Origin of the sequence: Robertmurraya sp. DFI.2.37, assembly GCF_029211245.1 — a bacterium.
In the GTDB taxonomy this organism is placed as follows: Bacteria; Bacillota; Bacilli; order Bacillales; family Cytobacillaceae; genus Robertmurraya; species Robertmurraya methanolica_A.
The window spans coordinates 1-294 of record NZ_JARGEJ010000739.1 but is presented as its reverse complement, the minus strand read 5'-3'; the positions used below and the strand labels follow the sequence as shown (position 1 = coordinate 294).

The window sequence follows — 294 nt, the reverse complement described above, 5'->3', positions numbered from 1 at the left end:
AAAATAAAATAGAGAACTGTAATAATAAACAAACATAAAGTTAATGTAACAATATATTTTATTAATTCCCTGAGGAGGTTATTTTTTCTTGCAAAAATTATTCCCATTTATATCCTACGCCCCATACTGTTTTAATGGGATCGACACCATGTTCTTTGCACTTCTTGCGAATTGTCCTGATATATTCGGTAATGCTGGAATAAAGGGCGTCTCCATTTATACCATATACCTCCTCATAAATTTGTTGTCTTGAAAAAGTTCTCCCTTTATGCAGTGCTAAAAATTCACAAATTG

General features: G+C 31.6%; 1 protein-coding gene. It reads right to left on the bottom strand.

The window, feature by feature from the left end; all coding sequences use genetic code 11:
• Positions 1-97: 97 nt before the first annotated feature.
• Positions 98-294 (bottom strand): winged helix-turn-helix domain-containing protein (locus PZE06_RS28440; protein ID WP_275792461.1); only part of this gene is annotated, 197 nt, incomplete at its 5' end.